Source organism: Pectobacterium jejuense (assembly GCF_026800125.1).
Taxonomy (GTDB): domain Bacteria; phylum Pseudomonadota; class Gammaproteobacteria; order Enterobacterales; family Enterobacteriaceae; genus Pectobacterium; species Pectobacterium jejuense.
On sequence record NZ_JAPQKX010000048.1, the window covers coordinates 1 to 306 of the forward strand.

A 306-nucleotide genomic window follows, 5' to 3' on the forward strand; every position below is an offset into this window, starting at 1 on the left:
ATGGGTGCGCAGCGCCGCATGACGCGCCACGATCCGATCCAGCGCCTGACGCAGCGCCGCGACGTCCAGTTTTCCGCACAGCCGGAACCCGCCCGCTATCACATAGGCGGCACCGGCTGCTTCGTCCATCTGCGCCAGGAACCACAGCCGCTGCTGAGCCAGCGACAGCGGCGGCATCTCGCCCGCCGCCAGCGGCTCAATGGCCGACAGCGCCCCCTTCCCGGCCGTACCGAGCGAGGCCGCCATATCCTTGAGAGCCGGACGGGCAAACAGTTCCGCCAGCGGCAGCTCACGGTTTAACTCACT

The 306-nt window shown here is 68.6% G+C and carries 1 protein-coding gene; it reads right to left on the minus strand.

Annotation, left to right across the window (positions count from 1 at the left end; translation table 11 throughout):
• Positions 1-306, minus strand: a 306-nt coding sequence (locus NXT09_RS22395) for a condensation domain-containing protein (protein ID WP_268581200.1), incomplete at both ends; no start/stop codon positions are given.